Annotated in this window: 14 protein-coding genes; 4 read left to right on the plus strand and 10 right to left on the minus strand. The window is 64.3% G+C overall.

What is annotated here, in order from left to right; all coding sequences use genetic code 11:
• Window positions 1-164: 164 nt before the first annotated feature.
• The 4 genes from AC0L2F_RS04635 to AC0L2F_RS04650 all read left to right on the plus strand — a co-directional run bounded on the left by AC0L2F_RS04635 (window position 165) and on the right by AC0L2F_RS04650 (window position 3,931).
• Window positions 165-659 (plus strand): DUF302 domain-containing protein, encoded by a 495-nt coding sequence (locus AC0L2F_RS04635; RefSeq protein WP_473247644.1) that lies wholly within the window; start codon window positions 165-167, stop codon window positions 657-659.
• Window positions 660-669: 10 nt separating this feature from the next.
• Window positions 670-2,031 carry a dihydrolipoyl dehydrogenase family protein gene (locus AC0L2F_RS04640; RefSeq protein ID WP_473247645.1) on the plus strand — a complete coding sequence of 454 codons (1,362 nt, stop codon included), beginning with the start codon at window positions 670-672 and terminating at the stop codon, window positions 2,029-2,031.
• Between the two features lie 114 nt (window positions 2,032-2,145).
• On the plus strand, window positions 2,146-2,628 hold the full coding sequence (locus tag AC0L2F_RS04645) for a cupin domain-containing protein (protein ID WP_007607691.1): 483 nt from the start codon (window positions 2,146-2,148) through the stop codon (window positions 2,626-2,628).
• Window positions 2,629-2,728: 100 nt separating this feature from the next.
• Complete coding sequence (locus AC0L2F_RS04650; RefSeq protein WP_473247646.1) at window positions 2,729-3,931, plus strand: MFS transporter; 1,203 nt, start codon at window positions 2,729-2,731, stop codon at window positions 3,929-3,931.
• On the opposite strand, the gene ccoS is transcribed toward AC0L2F_RS04650, so the two are convergent.
• The 10 genes from ccoS to AC0L2F_RS04700 all read right to left on the minus strand — a co-directional run bounded on the left by ccoS (window position 3,928) and on the right by AC0L2F_RS04700 (window position 13,480).
• The gene (gene ccoS / locus AC0L2F_RS04655; RefSeq protein ID WP_007607689.1) at window positions 3,928-4,095 is read right to left on the minus strand and encodes a cbb3-type cytochrome oxidase assembly protein CcoS; all 168 of its coding nucleotides are present in this window, start codon (window positions 4,093-4,095) and stop codon (window positions 3,928-3,930) included. The genes AC0L2F_RS04650 and ccoS overlap by 4 nt on opposite strands.
• Window positions 4,095-6,287, minus strand: a complete 2,193-nt coding sequence (locus tag AC0L2F_RS04660; RefSeq protein WP_473247647.1) for a cation-translocating P-type ATPase — start codon at window positions 6,285-6,287, stop codon at window positions 4,095-4,097. Before AC0L2F_RS04660 ends, ccoS begins: the two co-directional genes overlap by 1 nt.
• A gap of 11 nt (window positions 6,288-6,298) precedes the next feature.
• Window positions 6,299-6,784 (minus strand): FixH family protein, encoded by a 486-nt coding sequence (locus AC0L2F_RS04665; protein WP_007607687.1) that lies wholly within the window; start codon window positions 6,782-6,784, stop codon window positions 6,299-6,301.
• A gap of 15 nt (window positions 6,785-6,799) precedes the next feature.
• Window positions 6,800-8,266 (minus strand): cytochrome c oxidase accessory protein CcoG, encoded by a 1,467-nt coding sequence (ccoG, locus tag AC0L2F_RS04670; protein ID WP_473247648.1) that lies wholly within the window; start codon window positions 8,264-8,266, stop codon window positions 6,800-6,802.
• 109 nt (window positions 8,267-8,375) lie between these two features.
• Window positions 8,376-9,251, minus strand: a complete 876-nt coding sequence (gene ccoP, locus AC0L2F_RS04675; RefSeq protein WP_007607683.1) for a cytochrome-c oxidase, cbb3-type subunit III — start codon at window positions 9,249-9,251, stop codon at window positions 8,376-8,378.
• Between the two features lie 6 nt (window positions 9,252-9,257).
• A complete protein-coding gene (locus AC0L2F_RS04680; RefSeq protein WP_007594016.1) occupies window positions 9,258-9,422 on the minus strand; it encodes a CcoQ/FixQ family Cbb3-type cytochrome c oxidase assembly chaperone in 165 nt (54 codons plus the stop codon).
• Between the two features lie 13 nt (window positions 9,423-9,435).
• On the minus strand, window positions 9,436-10,170 hold the full coding sequence (gene ccoO, locus AC0L2F_RS04685) for a cytochrome-c oxidase, cbb3-type subunit II (RefSeq protein WP_007607682.1): 735 nt from the start codon (window positions 10,168-10,170) through the stop codon (window positions 9,436-9,438).
• 10 nt (window positions 10,171-10,180) lie between these two features.
• A complete protein-coding gene (gene ccoN, locus AC0L2F_RS04690; protein WP_007607681.1) occupies window positions 10,181-11,830 on the minus strand; it encodes a cytochrome-c oxidase, cbb3-type subunit I in 1,650 nt (549 codons plus the stop codon).
• A gap of 352 nt (window positions 11,831-12,182) precedes the next feature.
• Window positions 12,183-12,608, minus strand: coding sequence for a CBS domain-containing protein (locus tag AC0L2F_RS04695; protein ID WP_007607679.1), 426 nt, complete (start codon window positions 12,606-12,608; stop codon window positions 12,183-12,185).
• Window positions 12,609-12,646: 38 nt separating this feature from the next.
• A complete protein-coding gene (locus tag AC0L2F_RS04700; RefSeq protein ID WP_473247649.1) occupies window positions 12,647-13,480 on the minus strand; it encodes a universal stress protein in 834 nt (277 codons plus the stop codon).
• Window positions 13,481-13,654: the final 174 nt, after the last annotated feature.

Genomic DNA, 13,654 nt, shown 5'->3' on the forward strand with positions numbered 1-13,654 from the left:
GCCGCCAAGGCGGAAATGCCGATCCACAATCGGTTCGATAGCCGCTGCCTATCGCGCCACCATAGCGGTCGGCTATCGCGTTCAGAGGCGTTTCGCATTTCACTCCGCCGAGCGCCGCGTCCATCCTGGCTGCGATCCAAGCTGCCACTCACAGGAGGACCGCCATGAGCCGTCACATCGCATCGCGTGTTGCCACTTTCGCCACCTCGCTTCTGCTGCTGTTCCTGCTGCTATCGGCCGCAACATCGGTTGCGCGAGCCGATAGCGATGACGGCATTGTCCGCGTCAAAAGCGCGATCCCCTTGTCGGAGGCGATCAGTCGCATCAAGGCCGATATTGCGGCAAAGGGCGTCAAATTCTTCTTCGAAGTCGATCAGTCCAAGCTTGCTTCCGACGCCGGAATCAAGCTTCGCCCCTCCACCCTGCTCGTCTTCGGCAATCCGCCGCTCGGCACCCAGTTCATCACCGCCAACCCCAACGCCGGACTCGACTGGCCGGTCCGCCTGCTGTTGACCCAGGACGACAATGGCGACGTCTGGGCCGTGTGGACCGATTTCGACTGGATCGCAAGGCGGCACAACATCCGAAATCGCGAGGCGCAGTTCAAGATGGCGACCATGGTCGTCAAGTCCATCACGGCCACCATCACCGTCAAATAACGAGGGTCCCATGGTGCGCCAAACATTCGATGTCGTCATCCTCGGCGGCGGAAACGCAGGCATCGGCGTGACCGGCCCCGTCCGGCGTGCCGGCCTCTCGGTCGCGATGATCGAGCCGCTCGATCTCGGTGGCACCTGTCCGAATCGCGGTTGCACGCCGAAGAAGGTCCTCGTCGCCGCCGGTCAGGTGCTGCACGACATCGAGCGTGCTGCCGCTCATCATATCGCGGTCGGCAAGCCCAGGCTCGACTGGGCGGCGCTGATCGAGCGCGAGAAGAACATGATCAAGGATATCCCCGCCAACCTCGCCCGCACGATGGCGCGTCGCCAGGTCGAAGTGATCAAGGGGTATGGTGCCTTCGTTGCACCCAACACCGTCCGCGTCGGCGATCGCGTGCTCGAGGCCAAACACGTCGTTGTCGCGACGGGCTCGAAGCCGCGGCCGCTACCGATCGCCGGCGCCGAGTACATGGTCACCTCGGACGCGATATTGAGTGATCGCGACTTGCCGGCTTCGGTTATCTTTATCGGCGGCGGCGTAATCTCCCTGGAATTCGCCCACATCTACGCGCGCGCCGGCGCAGCAGTGACGATTCTCGAGGGACTGGCGCAGCTCCTGCCGGCAATGGACACCGATGCGGTTGCCCAACTGGCGATGGAGAGCGAACGCATCGGCATCAAGATCCGGGCCGGCGTCAGCGTGCAGACGATCGAGCGGACCGGCAACGGGTTCAGGGTGGTCTTTGCCCAAGACGGGGTCGAGCGGGCGGTCGAGGCGGATCGTGTAGTCAACGGTGCCGGCCGGGTGGCCAATACCGATTCCCTCGACCTTGCGGCCGGTCAGGTCGAACACACAAACGGACGAATCTCGGTCGACTGCCACTTGCGTTCGACCTCAAATCCTCGGGTTCATGTCTGCGGCGATGCCGTACCGATCTCGCCACAACTTTCGCCGGTTGCTACCTACGAAGGCGACATCGTAGGCCGCAACATCGTCGACGGACCACGACATGCGCCCGACTACGCGGGCATGGCCACGGCGGTCTACACCGTACCGACGCTTGCTGCCGTCGGTCTGACCGAAGCGGCGGCACGGCAGAACGAATCCGCCATCGAGGTCCACGTCAACGACATGCGCGACTGGTTCTCGGCGCGGTCCTATGCCGAGACCGTCGCCTGGTCGAAAGTGATCGTCGATCGCGCCACCGACCGTGTGATCGGCGCGCACCTTGTCGGCCACACCAGCCAGGAGCTCATCAATATCTTCGGGCTTGCGATCAAGTTTGGCATCACGGCGAGCCAGATCCGCGAGAACGTCTATGCCTATCCGACCTTCTCCGCCGACATCAAGCACATGCTCGGACGCACATAGCGGCTCGCTATGGTTTCGAGAGATACACGGCATTTCAACGAACACATGATCTCGAAGAAACTGAGATCATAGCCGACGGCATTCGAGGTCGCGGCCAATAGAGGAGACTTCCCGATGTTCAACACTATCGAACTTTCCCGCGCAAGCTGGCTGGGACTTGCGGTCGCCGGCGCTTTGACGCTCTCGGCACAGCCCATCTTCGCAGGCGAATGCCCGGCCGACAAGATCAAGCCGAACGCGCACCAGATGGTCGACTACAAGCCGGTCGGCGTCACCGATACGACGCTCGGCGCGATCGACCTCGGCAAGCAGCCGGCGCATATCGAAGGTCGCGAGCTGCGCTTCCGCAAGCTGACCATCGAGCCCGGTGGCATCGTGCCCTGGCACAGTCATGACGACCGCCCTGCCCTGATCTTCGTGCAGCAGGGCGAGATCGTCGAATATGCCTCCAACTGCGTCGATCCGATCGTGCACAAGGCCGGCGACATCCGCCCGGAGGTGTCCGGCACCTCGCACTGGTGGAAGAACCTCGGCAAGGAAACGGTCATTCTCTATGTCGGCGACGTCCGCAAGGACCCGCACGACCACAACATGTAACGGGTGCGCGACCCCAGCGCACGCGTGACGGAATGTGGCGCCCGCGATCCCCATGCTGCCCCGCACGCGGGCGCCACATTCATCACAAGGGAGGCCTGCCGTGACCGATCTTTCCGCGCCGATCAAGCCGACCGCGATGACGACAGACGCGTATTCGCCAGGTCTCGCGCTTCGCTCCCTCGTCATCGGCTTGACCGCCTTCCTGACTGTCGTCGACCTGTTCGCGACGCAGGCGATCCTGCCTTCGCTGACGCGCCATTACGGCGTCACACCGGCGGCGATGGGCTTTGCCGTCAATGCCAGCACCTTCGGCATGGCGGTAGCCAGCCTCGTCGTCGGCTTCTTCAGCCCGCGCATCAACCGGCGGACCGGCATCCTGCTCAGCCTCGCGCTGCTGGCAGTTCCCACCAGCCTGCTGGCGACCGCACCAAATCTCGCGGTCTTCACCGCTTTGCGGGTCGCGCAGGGCCTGTGCATGGCATCCGCCTTCGCGCTCACCCTCGCCTATCTCGGCGAGCAATGCAGCACGATGGATGCCGGCGGCGCCTTTGCCGCCTACATCACCGGCAATGTCGCCAGCAACCTGGTCGGCCGGCTGATCTCGGCGGCGGTCGCCGACGGCTTGGGCCTCGCCTGGAATTTTTATTTCTTCGCAGCCCTCAATCTGGCCGGCGCGGTGCTGGTCTATTTCACCATCGGGCGCGTGCAGCCGATGCATGCGATGATGACTGCGGGATCGCCCCTCTCCGCCACGATCGCGCACTGGCGCAATCCGCAGTTGCGCGCGGCCTTCGGCATCGGATTCTGCATCCTGTTCGCCTTCATCGGCACCTTCACCTTCGTGAATTTTGTGCTGGTCCAGCCGCCGCTGTCGCTTGGCATGATGGACCTGGGCCTTGTCTATTTCGTCTTCCTGCCGTCGGTCGTCACGACCTTGCTGGCGGGCAGAGTGGCATCGCGCCTCGGAACGCGTCCGACGATCTGGGGCTCGCTCGCCATCGCCGGGATCGGGCTGCCGCTGATGCTGGCGCCGCATCTGGGCGAAGTCATCACCGGCATGGTTCTGGTCGGCGTCGGCACCTTCTTCGCGCAAGCGGCTGCGACAGGATTCGTAGGACAGGCGGCGACCGACAGCCGCGGCATCGCCAGCGGGACCTATCTTGCCTGCTACTTCTGCGGCGGCCTGGTCGGGACGGCCGTGCTCGGCCGACTGTTCGACGGCTTCGGCTGGCAAGCGTGCGTCGCGGGTGTCGGCGCGGCCCTCGCTGCGGCCGCTCTGCTCACCCTTGGCCTGAAGCGCTAGCGCTTGGCCGGCGCTTCCTGCGGCGGCTCGTCGTCGGCGATGGCGCGCCAGGCGGCGCCGTCGAGATCGTCGTACTGGCCGCTCCGGAGCGACCAGAGGAAGGCGACGAGACCGGCGAGACCGAGCATCAGCGCCAGCGGTACCAGGATGACCAAAATTTCCATCACACGATCTCCCGCGAGGCGTTGCGCGCACGCAGCGAATTCAGCATGACCAGGATCGATGATCCGCTCATGGCGGCAGCCGCGATCAGGGGCGTCACGACTCCGCTGATCGCGACCGGCACCGCGAGTAAATTGTAGCCGATCGCAAGCCAGAGATTCTGCCGCATCAAGTGCAGCGCCTTGCGTGACGCATCGATAGCGGCGACGACCGGGGCCAGCGGCCGGCCGAGGAAGACGAGATCGGCGGTCGCCTGGCTCAAATGCGCGGCCGAGATCGGCGACATCGAGACATGGGCCGCCGCCAGCGAGGGCGCATCGTTCATGCCGTCGCCGATCATCAGGACCTTCATGCCCCGCTGCTTCAAGACCTCGATCCGCGCGATCTTGTCAGCCGGCGTCACCCCGGCCCGCCATTCGGAGACGCCCAACGCGTGGGCCGCCGCGATCACCGCCGGTTCACGGTCGCCGGAGAGAATCTCGATGCCGATATTGCGCGCCTTCAGCGCCGCGATCACAGCCTGCGCATCGGGACGGAGGCCCTGGCGCACAGAGAGGATGAATTTTTCGCCACCCTTGCTGAAAGCCACGACGGAGGCTTCGGGATCCAGATTTGTCACGTCCGAGACCAGCGTCTCGGCGCCGCAGAAGGACGGACGGCCGAGGCGAATCTCGATGCCATCGACGACAGCGCGCACGCCCTGGCCGGCCTCCTCGACCGCGCCGACGATAGGCGATCTGGCGTCGCAGGCCTGCGCGACCGCGGCGGCGACCGGATGATGGCTCGACAGCGCGAGCCGTCCGGCAAGCTCAAAGATATCAGCGGGGATATCGGCCGCATTCATCACTTCGAGATCGGGCAGCGTCAGCGTCCCGGTCTTGTCGAAGATGACGTGATCGGCTTCCGCGAGACGCTCGATGGCATCGCCGGAATTCAGCAGGACACCCGCCTTGAACATCGCGCCCGAGGCCACTGTCTGCACCGTCGGAATGGCGAGTCCGAGCGCGCAGGGACAGGTGATGATCAGCACCGCGACGCCGGTCACGATCGCATCATGCCAACCGGCGCCCGCAATGACCCAGCCGAGGATGGTGACGAGCGCGGTGGCATGCACCACGGGCGCGTAGAGTCGCGAGGCGCGGTCGGCGAGCCGCATGTAGCGCGAGCGCGCCTGCAGCGCATTGTCGAGCAGCCGGGTGATCTCGGCGAGCAGCGTCGCCTCGGAGGCCGCCGAGACCCGCACCCGCAAGCTGCCCGAGATGTTCATCGACCCCGCATAGACCGGCGTGCCCTGGCCTGCCGTGACGTAGAGCGTCTCGCCGGTGATCAGGCTCTGGTCGATCTCGGAACGGCCCTCGATCACGGTGCCGTCGACCGCGCAACGCTCGCCGGGCCGCAGCAGGACGATGTCGCCGGGATAGAGCGCGGCTACCGGCACTTGAGATATCTCGTCGGGCCCGACGAACTTGGCCGCGGTCTCCGCCTTGAGCGCGGCGAGATTGCCCGCGACCGCGCGGGTCCGCCGCCGCATGTTCTGGTCGAGGACGCGGCCGACCAAGAGGAAAGTGAGCAGCATGATCGCCGCGTCGAAATAGGCGTGCTCGGCGTGGTTGATGGTCTCGACCACGGACATGCCGAGCGCCAGCGTCACGCCGATCGAGATCGGCACGTCCATGTTGGTGGTCTTGGCCGACAGCGCGCGCCAGGCCGAGCGGAAGAACGGTTGGCCGGCATAGGCCGCCGCCGGCAGTGCGATCAGCGCCGATAGCCAGTGGAAGAAATCGCGCTGCTCCGGCAGCATGTCCGAGACGTTGCCGGACCACACCGGGATCGACAGCATCATCACGTTCATGGTGGCGAACGCGGCGACGCCGAGGCACCGCAGCAGGAAGCGCGATTCGGCGACCTCGCTCGCCTCCGCGCTCTCGGTCTCGTAAGGATAGGCCTTGTAGCCGAGCTCCTCGAGGCGATCGATGAAGCGGGCCGGATCGAGCGTGCCCGCCTTCCATTCCAGCGCAACGCGCCGGTCGGTCAGGTTCACGCGCGCCAGCGTGACGTCGGGAATGGCGGACAGCCCGCGCTCGATCTTGGCCATGCAGCCGGCGCAGTGAACGCCCTCGACCGCGAGATCGATGTGCTGGACGCCCTCGCCCGCAGTCCGGACGTAATGCGAAAAGTCCCGCGAGACGTGCATGGCAAAATCCTTCAGTTCAGGATCACGCGGTTGCGCGACATGAACACGCGCGTTCCCCGCGCCTCGCCCTCGATCACGAGGTCCCACTGGCCCGGCGCGACCGATGCGGCATTGCCGCGATAGAGACCGATGCCGGCCTCCGAGAGCTCGATGGCGAGATCGGCGCGCTTGTCGGTCGGCCGCTCCAGGCGGCCGCCGAATTTCAGTCCGGCGATCGGCTGGCCGCTGGCGTCGCGCGCCTCGACCTGAAGCACGGCGCCGCCATCGGCGCGGCGCTCGACATGGGCGTTGACCTTCCATTTGCGCGCGGTCTGGTCCTGGGCCGCCGAGATCTCGCGGTCATAGGTCAAGCCCGCGGCATAGGGGCTGTCGACGTCCGTCCCTGGCAGTGTCGCGATCGCAAGCTTCATCATGGTCACGTTGACGCCGATCACGACGCCGAAGAAGGCGACCAGCATCAGAAACACCTTGGTTCCGGTCAGCGGCTTGGTTGCCATGGCGGGCTCCTGATCCTACGGCGCGACGAAATTGTCGGTGGCGCTGGCGACTTCGCCGAGGCCGATATCGGTGACGTGAAAGCGAACCGGGATCGACTTTTCCGGGTTGCCCTCCGCCGGCGCGGTCACGAGCAGTCGCAGCTCGCTGGTGGAGTCGCGCGGAACCACGATCATCGGCCGGTCCGGCGTCACGGAATCGATCCCGATGACATGGATCGTCGCATTGACCGGACCGTTCGCGTCGATCGCGATGACGCGGTCGTAGCCGCTCTTGTTGAGCAGCCGCACCGTGTAGGCGTTGCGGATCGAGCCGTCGCTGAGCCTGACCGCGACCGGATTGCGGTCGTGCAGCACGTTGACGTCGAGCAGGCTGCGGGTCGCCAGCGTATAGATCATGATGCCGCCGACCGCCGCGATGATCGCGCTGTAGGCGACGGTGCGGGCCCGGACGATGCGATAGACCGGCGCCTTGCCTTGCTGGCGGCGCTGGATGTTGACGTCGTTGTCATAGCCGATCAGCCGCTTCGGCCGGCCGATCTTCGTCATCACGTTGTCGCAGGCGTCGATGCAGAGCCCGCACTGGATGCATTCGAGCTGCGGTCCATTGCGAATGTCGATGCCGGTCGGACACACGGCGACGCATTGATAGCAGTCGACGCAGTCGCCGACTTGCTCGCCGAGCGCGCGCAGCTCCGCCGCCTTCTTCACCGACGTACGCTTCTCGCCGCGATCGTAACGATAGGTCACGTTCAGCGCCCATTCGTCTGTGAGCGCGGCCTGGATCCGCGGCCACGGGCACATATAGGTGCAGACCTGCTCGCGCATGAAGCCGGCGAGCACGTAGGTCGTCGCAGTCAGGATGCCGATCCAGATATAGGCGATCATCGGCGCCTGGAAGGTGACGAGTTCCCTAACCAGCGTCGGTGCGTCGTTGAAATAGAGCACCCAGGCTCCGCCGGTCCACCATCCGATCAAGAGCCAGATCGAATGCTTGAGCACGATCTCGGAGATGCGCTCCAGCTTCATCGGGTCGGACGATTTGTCCTTCTTCATCCGCTCGCGTCGGTCGCCCTCGATCAGACGCTCGACCGCATAGAACAGGTCCGTCCACACCGTCTGCGGACAGAGATAGCCGCACCAGATGCGGCCGCCGACCGAGTTCATCAGGAATAGCGCCACCGCGGCGACGATCAGCAGGCCGGTGAAGTAGTAGACCTCCTGCGGCCACAGCTCGATGAAGAAGAAATAGAAGCGGCTGTTGGGAAGATCGATCAGCACCGCCTGGCTCGGAGCACCGAGGCCGCGGTTCCAGCGCACGAACGGCAGGAAGTAGTAGACGCCGAGGCAGAACGCCATCAGGCCCCATTTGATCCGGCGGAAGGTGCCGGAGATGCTCTGAGGATAGACTTTCTTCTGGGCCACATAGAGCGGCCCGTTGTCATCGTCTATTGGGAGGTCTTTTGGGTTCACGGGCCTGTTCATCGCCTGCAGCTTTCGAGAGGTGCGATAAAACCTAGACCCGACGCCGCCGCGTCAGTTGATCCAGCGCAAGCGGGGGCACTTTTGTTCGCCCCCGTTTGCTGCCGGTTGGCTATTTTCCGCCGCCCAGGGAATGGACGTAAACTGCCATCGCCTTGATGGTGGCGGGATCGAGCCGGCCTTCCCAGGCCGGCATCACGCCCGCGCGGCCCTGGCTGATGGTCTCGATCAGCGTCGCCTCGTCCGAACCATAGAGCCAGATCTTGTCCGTCAAATTGGGGGCGCCCATCTCCGGGTTGCCCTTGCCGCCGTCGCCATGGCAGGCGACGCAATTCTCCGCGAAGATCTTCTCGCCCTTGGCCGCGTCATAGCCCTTGCGGGTCGGAAGGCCCGACAATGCCCGGACATAGTTGGCGGCCGTGACGATCTCGTCCGGTTTCAGCACGCCGTCCTTGCCGAATGCGAGCATCTGGCCTTCGTGCGCCTTGGCATGGCCGGAGCGTGCGCCGAACTGGATGGTCTGCATGATCTGGTCGAGCGTGCCGCCCCACAGCCAGTCGTCGTCGTTCAGGTTGGGATAGCCCTTGGCACCGGCGCCGCCTGAGCCGTGACATGGCGCGCAATTGTCACCGAACACGGTCTTGCCCTTGGCGCGCGCGAGCGCCAGCAGCGCCGGATCCTTCTCGATGTCGGCGAGCGAGGCCGAGCCCAGGGCAACCATCTTGGCTCCGCGGATCGTCTCGAGGTTGGCGAGCTCGACCGCAACGTCGGCACGCGAGGAGTACCCCATCACGCCGTGCGTATTGCCCGAGATCAGCGGCCAGGCCGGATACACGATCCAGTAGCCGATCGCCCAGACGATGGTGAGGTAGAAGGTGATTACCCACCAGCGCGGCAGCGGCGTGTTGAGCTCCTTGATGCCGTCCCACTCATGTCCGGTCGTGGACCTCCCGGAGACGGGATCGATGTCGCTATGATGATCGGTCATGATCTCTTACTCCTCCCGCAACGGCAGGTGTGCCGCTTCGTCGAAAGCTGCCTTGTTACGGGGCCAGAATGCGTAGGCGATGATCGCGACAAAGATCGCGACGAACACCGGCGTCCAGATCGTGGTCACGAGACCGGACGCGAGATTGTCGAGGGTCAGGATGGCTTTCATCGTTGGTGCCTTCTCAGCGAAGATTGGCTTTCTCGTTGTAGATCTTGAAGTCGACCAGCGTGCCGAGCATCTGGAGATAGGCGATCAGCGCGTCCATCTCGGTCGGCGTGCCGGCCTTGCCGTCGAAGTTGCGCACCACGGCCTTGGCGTAGCGCTTGGTGAAAGCGTCGGAGCCTGCATTGTCAGGATCTGCCTGGGCCTTCATGTCGGCGCCCGCATTGGCGATCTGGTCGTCGGTGTAGGGCGTGCCGACGGTCCGCAGCGTGCGCATGTGGTCGGCGATCGTGTCCGGATCGACCTCGGTCTTGCTGAGGAATGGATAGCCCGGCATCACCGACTGCGGCACGATTGCGCGCGGGTTGGTCAGATGGGTGACGTGCCAGTCGTCGGAATATTTGGCGCCGACGCGGGCAAGATCGGGACCGGTGCGCTTCGAGCCCCACTGGAACGGATGGTCGTACATGCTCTCGGCGGCCAGCGAGAAATGACCGTAGCGCTCGACCTCGTCGCGCAAGGGGCGGATCATCTGCGAATGGCAGAGATAGCAGCCCTCGCGGACGTAGACGTTGCGCCCGGCGAGCTCCAGCGGCGTATACGGCCTGATCCCGTCGACCGCCTCGATCGTGCTCTTGAGGTAGAACAGCGGGGTGATCTCGACGAGACCGCCGATCGCGATCACCAGCAGGATGCCGACGACCAGGATGATCGAGTTCTTTTCGAAGATTTGGTGGCGTGTCCAGAACGACATGGAAAACTCCTCATTCCGCCGGCTGGAGAGCGACGGGCATCTGGACTTCCTGTTCGCCGACGCGAACCGTCATCCAGAGATTATAGGCCATGATCAGCGCGCCGATCAGGAACAGCCCGCCGCCGGCAGCGCGGATGATGTAGAAGGGATGCATCGCCTCGACGGTCTCGATGAAGGAATATTCGAGGAAGCCGAGCGAGGTGTAGGCGCGCCACATCAGGCCCTGGAGGATGCCGGACACCCACATCGCCGAGATGTAGAGGACGATGCCGAGCGTCGCGATCCAGAAGTGCCAGTTGACGAGCTTGAGGCTGTAGAGGCCCTTCCGATTCCAGATCCAGGGCACCAGGCAGTAGAGCGCGCCAAAGGAGACGAAGCCCACCCAGCCGAGCGCGCCGGAGTGCACGTGGCCGATGGTCCAGTCGGTGTAGTGGCTGAGCGAATTGACCACCTTGATCGACATCATCGGGCCTTCGAAGGTCGACATGCCGTAGAAGGCGACGGAGACCACGAGCATGCGCAGCACGGGATCGGTGCGCAGCTTGTCCCAGGCGCCCGACAGCGTCATCAGGCCGTTGATCATGCCGCCCCAGGACGGCATCCACAGCATGATGGAGAAGGTCATGCCGAGCGTCTGGGTCCAGTCCGGCAGTGCCGTGTAGTGCAGATGGTGCGGGCCGGCCCAGATGTAGAGGAAGATCAGCGCCCAGAAGTGGATGATCGAGAGGCGGTAGGAGTAGATCGGCCGCTCGGCGCGCTTGGGGATGAAGTAGTACATGATGGCGAGGAAGCCGGCGGTCAGGAAGAAGCCAACCGCGTTGTGGCCGTACCACCACTGGAACATGGCGTCCTGGATGCCGCCCCAGGCGATATAGGATTTAGAGCCGAACACCGAGACCGGCAGCGCCGGGTTGTTGCCGAGATGCAAGACCGCAATCGTCACGATGAAAGCGAGATAGAACCAGTTCGCGACGAAGATGTGCGGCTCCTTGCGCTTGATGATCGTGGCAAGGAAGACCAGCAGATAGGTGACCCAGACGATGGTGAGCCACAGATCGGCGTACCATTCCGGCTCGGCATATTCCTTCGACTGAGTGACGCCGAGCAGATAGCCGGTGCCGGCGATCAGGATGAAGAAGTTGTAGCCTACGACGACGAACCAGGGCGCCAGATCGCCTGCAAGGCGAACGCGGCAGCTCTTCTGGACGACGTAGAAGGAGGTCGCGATCAGGACGTTGCCGCCGAAAGCGAAGATCACCGCGGACGTGTGCAGCGGACGCAGGCGGCCGAAGCTGGTCCAGGGCAGATCGAAGTTCAGCGCCGGCCACGCCAGTTGCGAGGCGATGATGAGGCCGACGAGAAAGCCGGCAATGCCCCAGAACATCGCCATGACCGAGGAGAACTTGATCGGCCCCATGTTGTAATTGGGGCGCCCATTGATCTCCGCAGGCGGCAGCGCCGCCGGCCGGTCGAGGTAGCGGTTGATGATGCAGAAGACCGCCGCGAGGCTCGCCGCCGCGCTCAGCGCGGCATGGAAGGCGAAGGGCGCATCGAGCGCCTTGGCCGAGGCAATCACGCAGAGGAAGGCGGTGACCGCGAACACGACAGCCAGGCCGCTTTCACCTGACGTCATGGACTTGGAGATGGAGGGCTGGCTCATGCGGATTCTCTCTGAAAGAACACAGGGCCAGAAACCACATTCATCCTCGCGGGGAATTGATTGAAATCAAGGGAGATGGATTTCTGTTAATGTGGGCGATGCGGCGCCAGTTGCAGTGCCCTCTCCCCTTGCGGGAGAGGGCAGCGAGGACCGTCCCGCACACTCACTTGGGTGAGGGGTTGGTCCCGCACGAAGAGTCTTTCGGGGGAGAAAAACCCCTCATCCGGCGCCATAGCCGCAGCTTCGCTCCGGCCTTCTTAAGAACGGCGGCCGAAGGCCGCCCATGCCACCTTCTCCCACAGGGGGAGAAGGGAAGAAAAAGAATCTTCCGGAAAATCACGCAGCCGCCTTGTCACTCCCGTGCCGTCGCCTTGAGCGCCGTAATAACGTCCTCGCGAGCGACGATTCCGACCAGCTTCTGCGCGCCATTGAGCACGATGATGCTCCTGATGCGGTGCTCGACCATGATCTGGAGCACGCGCGTCAGCCGCGTGTCGGGGCTGACATAGATAAAGTCGGGCGTCATGACGTCGCCGATCTTACGGCTCATCAGGTCGTGGTAGCGCGGCAGCATCTGGCTCGGCGTGAAGGCGAAGCACTTCAGGATGTCGAATTTGGTGACGATGCCGACGACCTGTCCGTCGTCCTCGACGGGATAGGAATTGAAATCGTCGCGTTCGAACATCTCGCTGAGCGCGAGCAGGTCGAGGTCGCGCCTCACCGTCCTGACGTCGTGCGTCATGTAGCCGTCGACGGTCTGCTCAAGAAATCTGTACACGGCGCGTCCTCTTTGATTCGTCTTGCATCGCTCCCGCGTCAGTGCGACAGCAGCACGCAGCGGGCAGATTGAGTGACCAGATACTGGGTGACGCCGCCGAGGATCAGTTCGCGGAAGCGCGAATGACCGTAGGCACCGGCGACGACCAGGCTGGCGCCGACATCGCCCGCAACTTTCTCCAGTTGCCCGGCGACGGTTTCGTTCCGGGCCGCTTCGGAAACGCGCGCCGTCGCGGTCACGCCGTGGCGGGCAAGCCACGCCGTCACGTCGGTCGCGCCGGCGACCACGGCAGGGCGGTCGTCGTCGCCTTCGGGAATTGCGAGGACGGTGACATCCCTGGCCTTGCGCAGGATCGGCAGCGCATCGGCGAGCGCCCGCCGCGCTTCCGGCGTATCCTTCCACGCCACCAGGATGCTGCGCAGGTCGAGCCAGTTGACGCCGTCGGGCACGACCAGGATTGGCCGGCCGGCTTGCATCACCAGATCCTTGGGGCTCGCGAGCGCGAAGGCGTCGGAGAAGGCCGGGCTCTGCCCGCCGGTGACGATGATGTCGGCGCAACGCGCCTGGGTGAACGTAAAGCGCGCCGGGAAATCCATGGCGCTGCGCCATTCCACATGTCCGCCGCGATTCCTGATTGCGGCGCGGAATTGCGCCTCGAGTTCGCCCAGGCGTCGCCTGACGGAGGCCTCTCCCTCATCGATCAGTCCCTGCGCTACGGTGCCGTCGCTGAAATAGAGCGGCGGGGCGAACTGCGCCGCAGCAACGCCGATGATCGACGCCTCAAATCGTTCGGCAAGCTCGCCCGCGACCTGAAGCCGCGCCTCGTTGGACTGATCGAGCGCCAGGCTGACCATTACGGTCGCGTATGTCATCGGAGTCTCCGGGGCAATGAGCTTTGATCCGATCGTAGGCCCGCCGCCGCCTGGCAGGATGAGATAGATCAAAACCTTGGATCACCGCGCCGGAGGGAAATCTGCCAATGGTATAAGACATCGGAACTTGCCTCTGGCCCCTCCTTGGGTACATTGCCGACGGTAACGCTGTGC

The organism is Bradyrhizobium sp. Ken64 (assembly GCF_055807555.1).